The following is a 7,885-nucleotide window of genomic DNA, read 5'->3' as shown; positions in this document are numbered from 1 at the left end:
CCGGCTCGCCGAGGAGGCCATCTGGTCCCGGGTGCCGAAGGAGTCGTTCGACGAGGTCCACGTGGATGGCCCCCCTCGCCTCCGCGGGGGCCACCCCGCTGATCCGCATCCACGGCGACCTGCACGTCGGCCAGATCCTCCGCTGGCGGGACGGCTACGCGGTGATCGACTTCGACGGCAACCCGACCGTCGCGGGCGCCGACCCCTTCCAGCCCGCGGCCCGCGACCTCGCCCAGCTCACCACGAGCCTCGAACACGTCGCCCAGGTCGCGGTCAAACGCCGCGACGCGGACCCCGAGGTGATCGCCGGATGGTCCGCCACGGCTCGCGCCGCCCTGGAGTCGGCCTACCTCGGACGGCTGGCCGAGCTGGGCCACGCCGCGCTCCTGGACCGTTCCCTGCTGCGCCCGTTCGAGATCGAGCAGGAGTGCCGCGAGCTCGTCTACGCGGCCAGGCACCTGCCCCGCTGGCGCTACGCCCCGATGGGCGTGCTGCGCTCCCGATACCGCTGAACCCGACGCTTCCGACGAAGGAGAGACCGTGATCCCCGAGCTGTACCTCGCCGACCTGGAGGCCAAGCCCGCCGCGCTGGCCGCGCTGGCCGACGCCCTGGAGTCGGGCGACCCCTTCGCGGGCATCCCCCCGGGGATCCGGCGGGTGCTCCTCCTCGGCATGGGCAGCTCCCGGTACGCCGCCCGGGTGGCCGCGCTGCGCCTGCGGGCCGCCGGGGTGGACGCGGTGGCCGAGTACGCCTCCGCCGCCCTGTCCTACCCGCCGGCCCCGGACACCCTGGTGGTCGCCATCTCCGCCACCGGCGGCAGCCGGGAGACCCTGGACGCGGTCGCCCGCCACCGGGGCCGGTCCTTCGTCCTCGCGCTCACCAACGACCCGGACTCGGCCGTCACCGAGGGCGCCGACCTGGTGGTCCCGATGCTGGCGGGCGAGGAGCGCGGCGGCGTCTCCTGCCGGACCTTCCAGCACACCCTCGCCCTGCTCCTGGCACTCGGCGGCCATCTGACCGTCCCCGGCTGGGGCGGGCGCGTCCCGGCCCGCGACGAGCCCGGCGGTCTCGGCGGGGACGTGCCCGGGCTGCTCCGCCGTACGGCCGAGGCCACCGCCGACCTGCTCGACCGCCGCGACGAGTGGCTGGAACCGGCGGCGGCGCTGCTCGACGGCCCGCACGGCGTCTACACGATCGCCCCCGCCGAGCACCTGTCCTCGGCCGAGCAGTCGGCGCTGATGTTCCGGGAGGGCCCCCGCAGGGCGGCCGACGCGTGCGAGACCGGCGACTGGGCCCACGTCGACGTCTATCTCACCAAGACCCTCGACTACCGCGCCATCCTCTTCCCCGGCTCCCGCTACGACGAGCAGGCCATGGACTGGATCGGGCAACGCGGCTCCACCGTCCTGGCCGTCGGCGGCGACCTTCCCGGTGCCAGGGCCTCCGTCCGCTACCGCCACGACGACGACCCCGACGTGGCGCTCCTGACCGAGACCCTGGTGGCCGAGCTCGTCGCCGCCCGCTGGTGGCTCGCGGGAACCCCTACCCCCTGAGGTGGTTGAGGACGCGTTCGAGCAGGTCGGGCCCGGGACCGGCCGCGGTGACCCGGGGGTGGTGGATCCGCACCAGGCCCTCGGACTCCATGTCGGAGACCAGGACGCGGGTGACGCCGAGGGGGACGCTCAGGAGAGCGGATATCTCCGCGATCGAGCGGATGCTGCGGCACAGATCGCTGATGAAGCGGTACTCCCGGACGTAGGACAGGCCGAGCGGGGTCGTGGTCGTGGTCGAGACCAGCGCCTCCATGGCGAGCCTCGAACTCGGCACGACCCGTCCCCCGGTCACGGCGTACATCCGGACCAGCGCGCTCTCCTCCTCGGCCGGTTCGTCGTGCTCCGGTTCGTACCCGAGGCGCCCGTCCCGCCGCGCCCCGAACCCGGACGGCTCCTCCGGGGAGCCGTATCCCGGCGCCTCGGCCCCGGGAGCGCGCACGGGCGGCGCGGCCGGGGGCGGCGCCGCGGGCCAGCGGTGTCCCGCGGCCCCGGCCCGGAGGCCGTACCGGGGCGTGTCGTCCCACCCCTCCTCCCCGGGGGAGGCGTGATCGTCGCGAAACTCGCGCCCGTGGTCCCGGTTTCCGGCCCGCACGCTATCCCTCCCGCTTCGGGAGCTCGTTGCGCGCCTTGCGCACGCCCTCCTGGAAGCTCGTCATACGGCTGCGCACCCGCTCGGGCGAGAGGGCGGGCCTGCCCGGCACGGGGGCCGGGGACGACTCGGACGACTCAGACGGTACGGACGGCGTGACCGAGCCGGGAACCAGGTTGGCCCGGGGGGTACGCCTGGGCAGGCCGGCCTCGGTCGTACCGCCGAGCACGGGAGCGCTCGCCGCCTGCGCGGCCTGCCAGCCGAGGTCACCGGGCGAGGTCCACGCCTCCGGCTCGGGCCGGGCCTCCTCGGAAACGGGACCGCCTGAGGTGGAGCCCTCTGAAGTGGAGCCCTCGGAGCCCTCGGAAACGGAGGAGTCCTCGGAGGCGGGGTCACCGGTGACGGAACCGGAAACGGCATCCGCCTCGGGGCCGGTCGTCCGCGCGCCGGGGGCGCGGGAGAGGGCGGCGGTCCTGAACCAGGCGGACTCGACCGCGGCGAAGATCGGCAGGTAGTCGTCCTCCCGCTCCCCCGAGGTCCCCGCACCGGTCTCGTCCACCGGGGGAAGGCCGTCGAGGAAACCCGGCGAGCCGTCGAGCGGCCCCGGGGAACGGCCAAAGGAACCCGGCGAGCCGTCCAGCGGCCCTGGAAGACGATCGGGGAAACCCTGCGAGCCGTCGAACGGGCCGGGCGGGAACTCCCCCCGCTTCCCCGGCGGGCGGATCCGCTCCGCGGGCGGGCTCCACACGCTCCGCGCGGCCGCGTCCGTCCTGACCCGCGAGGGCAGCGGCGCCCGCGTCGCGGGAGGTGCCTGCGCGGCCGTGGGCGCGGCGAGCAGCGGGACCCGCGACGGCCGGCCCGCGACACCGGGAACCTCCGGGAACGGCACGGCCGGACCGTCCTCGCCCTCGGCCCCCTCCCCGTCCTCGGCTCCGTCCTCCTCCTCGTCGTCCACGGTGTGCGGGAACGGCGGGACGGGCGGGACGGGCGGACCACCCGCGTCACCGGGGAACGGGGAGTCGCCCGCCCCCGCGGGGAAGCCGACCACCCCCGCGGGAAGACCGGCCACGCCCGCCCGCGTACCCGGGAAGACGGGCTGCGGGTAGCCGGACGGACGGCCCACGATGGGCGGCAGGACGAGGAGCGACTCGGGAATCATGATCATCGCGGTCAGGCCGGAGTCCTGGGGGCGGAGCTGGACGCGAATGCCGTGCTTGAGCGCGAGGCGGCTGACGACGAACAGGCCCATGTGGCGGGCGATCGAGGCGTCGGCGGCCTGCGGGTTGGCCAGCCGCCAGTTGACCTGGGAGAGCTCGTCGAGCGTCATGCCGATGCCCTTGTCGGTCACCGAGACCATCACCCCGCCGTCGTCGACCCGGCTGCTGGACACCGTGACCCTGGTGTCCGGCTGGGAGAACGAGACGGCGTTCTCGACCAGCTCGGCGAGCAGGTGGACCACGTCGCTCACCGCGGGGCCCGCGACGGCGACCTCCGACTGGACCCGGTTCGTCACCCGCTCGTAGTTCTCCACCTCCGACAGCGCGGCCCTGACCACGTCCATCAGCTCGACCGGCTGCCTCCAGCGCCGCGCCACCTCCTGCCCGGCGAGGACGAGCAGGTTCTCGCTGTTGCGGCGCATGCGGGTGGCGAGGTGGTCGAGTTTGAACAGGTCCGCCAGCCGCTGGTCGTCGCGCTCGCCGCGCTCCAGCCGCTCGACCAGGGTGAGCTGGCGTTCCACCAGGCCCTGGCTCCGCCGCGAGAGGTTGACGAACATCGCGTTCACCGTGGCGCGCAGCCTGGCCTCCTCGCCCGCCAGCCGCACGGCCTCCCGGTGGACCTCGTCGAACGCCCTGGCGACCTCGCCGATCTCGTCGCGCGACAACACCCCGATCGGCGGCACGTCGGCGGCGATCTCCCCTTCGTGCGAGTCGCGGACCCGCTGGACGTACGCGGGCAGCCGTTCCCCCGCGACCTCCAGCGCCTCCCTGCGCAGCCGTCTCAGCGGCCTGACCAGCGAGCGCGCCACCCCGACGGTGATCGCCAGCACGAACGCCAGCAGGGCGGCGACGGCGACCGCGACCGTCAGGGCGCGGCTCTGCTCGGCGTCGCCGAGCTGCTGGCTGCGCGCGACGATGTCCTGGGCGTGCCGCTCCTCGACCTCGCGCATGTCGCCGATGATGACGGTGGCCGCGTCGTACCACTCCCCGGCGTCGTCCTTCCGTTCCAGGTCCAGGCCCCTCAGCGAGACGCCGGAGGCCGCGCGGAGCAGGACCAGCTCGCGGAGGAGTTCGGCGCGTTCGGCGGTGCGGCCGTTGACGGTCTCGTCGAAGAGGCGGCGCTCCCGGTTCCCGGCCTCGGCGGCGAAGGTCCTGCGCTCGTTGCGCTCGGTGGAGAGCGCGCCGAGGAACCGCTCCATCTGCCCCTGCTCGAACCGTCCCGCCACGAGCACCACCGTCAGCAGCGCCCGCTGGAAGGAGAGGGCCTCCTTGGCGCGGGCGAGCGCGTCCAGGGTGATCGCCTGGCCGAACAGGACGTCGTCGGCGCTGCCCTTGCCGAGCTCGTCGTACAGGGAGAGCAGGTCGGCGATGACGAGGGAGTAGGCGGCGATGGCCGCGTCGGGCAGCAGCGCCGACCTCAGGGCCTGCTCGCGCAGCGGGCGGAGGTCGTCCAGGCGGGTGATCGCGGTCTCGACCTCGTCCCGGGTGCGGCCGCTCACCTCCTCGCCGAGCAGGGAACCGCTCTCGCGGACGCGGGCCGCGAAGCCGTCGACCAGGTCCATCTGGGCCCGTACGTCCTTCACGCCGTTCTCCGGCCGGCCGAGGGCGATGAACCAGGCGGTGCGGTCGCGCTCCTCGGCCAGCTCGTGGGTGAGCGTGCCGATGCGGGCGGAGAGCCGGGCGAGGTCGTTGACCCGCTGGTAGTCTCCGGCGGCGCGCGTCGAGGCGAACACCTGGACACCGCCGAGCAGCACCGCGGCGATCGTGGGCACCAGGACGAGCGCGACAAGGCGCCGGCGTACTCGCCAGTTCCGCGGGCGCAGGCCGCTGCCCGCGTCGTGGATCTCCTGTGGACTCACCGAACGCTGCCCTCTCGGTGGATGAACCCTTCGGTCGAATTTCCCATGGTTCCTGGCAATTCGAGCACATATCAACCTGTGGGGCCAAGCGAACGCAGCTCGGTAAATGGGTATTCCTGGTGAGGCAGGGACTCGACCCGGGGCTCCAGCTATGACTGGAACCCCGGTTCCGGTCCGCTGAATACCCTTATTAGGGACTTTCCGACCTGTATGACCGTTTAAATCGTTACATTCCACGGTCGCGGAGGCCCGCGGCGGAAGCGGACCGGCCCCGGCGGATCACGAAATTGTGGTCCGCGATATGTACGCATATCTTGACCCCCTACATCCGTAGCCCGCACCGCGTCCCCGGCCCGCCGAATCCGGGCGGCGAACCCTGGAGGAGACCGTGGCCACACCCGGCGACGCCGCGAGCCCGGTTCGCGGCTCCCGCCCGCCCGTCCGCGCCCTCCGTCTCCGTCTCCGTGTCCGTCTCCGTCTGCTGACGCGTCTTCCGGTGGCCCGCGCGGTGACCGCGCCGCCCCTCCGGCCACGTCGCCCCCGGCGCCCCCGGCGACTCCTGGCGCTCGGCGCGGTCGCCGCGCTGCTCCTCCCCCTCGCCGCGTGCACCGGCCAGGACGCGCGGGAGACGTCCGCACCCGCTCCCCCGGCCTCCGGCGGGACGGTGCGGATCGCCCTCAACGAGTGGGCGGGCTACGAGGCCGGAGCCGCCGTCATCGGCCGCCTGCTGACCCAGGAGCTCGGCTACCGGGTGCAGACGGTGAGACTCACCCCGGCCGAGTCCTGGGAGGGCCTCGAGAAGGGCACGGTGGACGTGATCGTGGAGAACTGGGGGCGGGAGGCGCTGAAGCGGACCTACATCGAGGAGAAGAAGGTCGCGGTCTCCGCGGGAAAGAGCGGCACCAGGGGGGTCGTCGGCTGGTACGTCCCGCAGTGGATGGCGGACAAGTATCCAGGGATCACCGACTGGCGGCGGCTCAACACGTACGCCCGCCTCTTCAGAACGGATAAATCCGGAAACCTGGGTCAGCTTCTCAGCGGGGACTCCTCGCGTGTCACCAACGACGAGGCCCTGGTCCGCAATCTCGGCCTCGACTACCGGGTCGTCCGCGCGGGCGGCGAGCGGGCGCTGGTCGACGCCGCCAAACGGGCGACCCGCGACCGGACCCCGCTGCTGATGTACTTCTACGAACCGCAGTGGCTCTTCACCCGGCTCAAACTGGCGAAGGTGAACCTCCCGCCGTACGCGATCGGCTGCGACGCCGACCCCGCCAGGGTGAGGTGCGACTACCCGCCCTACCTGCCCGACAAGATCGTGAGCAGGCGGTTCGCCGACACCGGCGGCAGGGCCTACGAGCTGGTACGGAACTTCTCCTGGACGAACGAGCAGCAGAACGCGGTGGCGAGCGACATGGCCGACGGCGACCTCGACGCCGCCCAGGCGGCCCAGAAGTGGATCGACGCGAACAGGATCACCTGGAAGGAATGGATACCGGGCTGACGAGCTGACGGGTCCCCCGGCCACGCCCCGCCGGACGACACGGCACGACCGGAACCTCGTCCACCCCGGACGGCACAACCCGGAACCACGTCCCGCCCCGGACCGCACGGCCCCGGACCGCACACCCTCGACCGCACGTCCTGGACCGCCCGACCCCGGAACCACGTCCGGGGCCGGGCCCGTGAGAAACGGGCGCGGCCCCGGAGGGAGAGCGTGACTACACCGACGTGCCGTAGGCCGTGCGGACCCGCAGCACGTGCTCGACCAAGGTGATCAGCGTGCTCTTCACCGAGTCGCGGGAGCGGGCGTCGGTCCGCACCACCGGGACGTGCGGGGCCAGCGTCAGCGCCTCGCGCACCTCCTCCTCGTGGTGCGGGAACTCGCCGTTCCAGCCGTTGACGCCGACCACGAAGGGGAGCTTGGCCTCCTCGAAGTAGTCGATCGCCGGGAACCCGTCGGCGAGCCGCCGGGTGTCGATCAGGACCACCGCGCCGATCGCGCCGCGGACCAGGTCGTCCCACATGAACCAGAACCGGTGCTGACCCGGCGTACCGAACAGGTACAGGATCAGGTCGCGGTCCAGCGAGAGGCGGCCGAAGTCCATCGCGACCGTGGTGGTGCTCTTGTGGGGGGTGAGCCCCAGGTCGTCGATCCCGGCGCTGGCGTCGGTCATCACCGCCTCCGTGGTGAGCGGCACGATCTCCGACACCGCCCCCACGAACGTGGTCTTGCCGACGCCGAACCCGCCCGCGACAACGATCTTCGTTGACGTCAGGCCACCCTGGCTAGAGCCTGCGAAGTCCACTGAGAACCCTTTCGAGCATGTTGAGGTCCGGTTGTCCCTCGTTGAGGTGCGGCTGGTGGATGCGGACGAAGCCCTCGTCGACCATATCCGCCACCAGCACGCGGGCCACGCCGAGCGGCACCTTCAGCAGAGCCGAGATCTCGGCGACCGACCGGTACGAACGGCAGAGCCTGATGATCGCATCCTGCTCGGGGGTGAGCAGAGCCAGGTCCTCCTCCATGATGAAGGAGGAGGAGACCAGCGCCTCCAACGCCATGTGGAAACGGGGCTCCGACCTGCCGCCGGTGACGGCGTACGGACGGAACAGGGGTTCGTCGTCCCCGGTTCCGTCAATCCCGAGCACGAGCCTCTCCCGTGCGG

The 7,885-nt window shown here is 72.8% G+C and carries 7 protein-coding genes; 3 read left to right on the top strand and 4 right to left on the bottom strand.

Annotation, left to right across the window (positions count from 1 at the left end; translation table 11 throughout):
- Positions 1-65 precede the first annotated feature (65 nt).
- Together ABT053_RS30825 and ABT053_RS30820 are read left to right on the top strand one after the other, a co-directional pair.
- A complete protein-coding gene (locus ABT053_RS30825) occupies positions 66-512 on the top strand; it encodes a hypothetical protein (RefSeq protein WP_350973681.1) in 447 nt (148 codons plus the stop codon).
- 28 nt (positions 513-540) lie between these two features.
- The gene (locus ABT053_RS30820) at positions 541-1,554 is read left to right on the top strand and encodes an SIS domain-containing protein (protein WP_350973680.1); all 1,014 of its coding nucleotides are present in this window, start codon (positions 541-543) and stop codon (positions 1,552-1,554) included.
- On the opposite strand, the gene ABT053_RS30815 is transcribed toward ABT053_RS30820, so the two are convergent.
- Positions 1,544-2,146, bottom strand: coding sequence for a DUF742 domain-containing protein (locus ABT053_RS30815; protein ID WP_350973679.1), 603 nt, complete (start codon positions 2,144-2,146; stop codon positions 1,544-1,546). The two genes, ABT053_RS30820 and ABT053_RS30815, sit on opposite strands and share 11 nt — an antisense overlap.
- 1 nt (position 2,147) lies before the next feature.
- The gene (locus ABT053_RS30810) at positions 2,148-5,219 is read right to left on the bottom strand and encodes a sensor histidine kinase (RefSeq protein ID WP_350973678.1); all 3,072 of its coding nucleotides are present in this window, start codon (positions 5,217-5,219) and stop codon (positions 2,148-2,150) included.
- Between the two features lie 508 nt (positions 5,220-5,727).
- Here ABT053_RS30810 and ABT053_RS30805 point away from each other — a divergent pair.
- On the top strand, positions 5,728-6,720 hold the full coding sequence (locus ABT053_RS30805) for an ABC transporter substrate-binding protein (protein WP_350973676.1): 993 nt from the start codon (positions 5,728-5,730) through the stop codon (positions 6,718-6,720).
- Between the two features lie 217 nt (positions 6,721-6,937).
- Here the strand turns inward: ABT053_RS30805 and ABT053_RS30800 are convergent, their stop codons facing one another.
- Positions 6,938-7,525, bottom strand: a complete 588-nt coding sequence (locus ABT053_RS30800; protein ID WP_350973675.1) for a GTP-binding protein — start codon at positions 7,523-7,525, stop codon at positions 6,938-6,940.
- Positions 7,506-7,868, bottom strand: coding sequence for a DUF742 domain-containing protein (locus tag ABT053_RS30795; RefSeq protein ID WP_350973674.1), 363 nt, complete (start codon positions 7,866-7,868; stop codon positions 7,506-7,508). Before ABT053_RS30795 ends, ABT053_RS30800 begins: the two co-directional genes overlap by 20 nt.
- Positions 7,869-7,885 lie beyond the last annotated feature (17 nt).

The organism is Streptosporangium sp. NPDC002524, assembly GCF_040295985.1.
GTDB lineage: Bacteria > Actinomycetota > Actinomycetes > Streptosporangiales > Streptosporangiaceae > Streptosporangium.
Note: the sequence above shows the minus strand (reverse complement) of the source record. Positions and strands in the feature narration are given on the sequence as shown.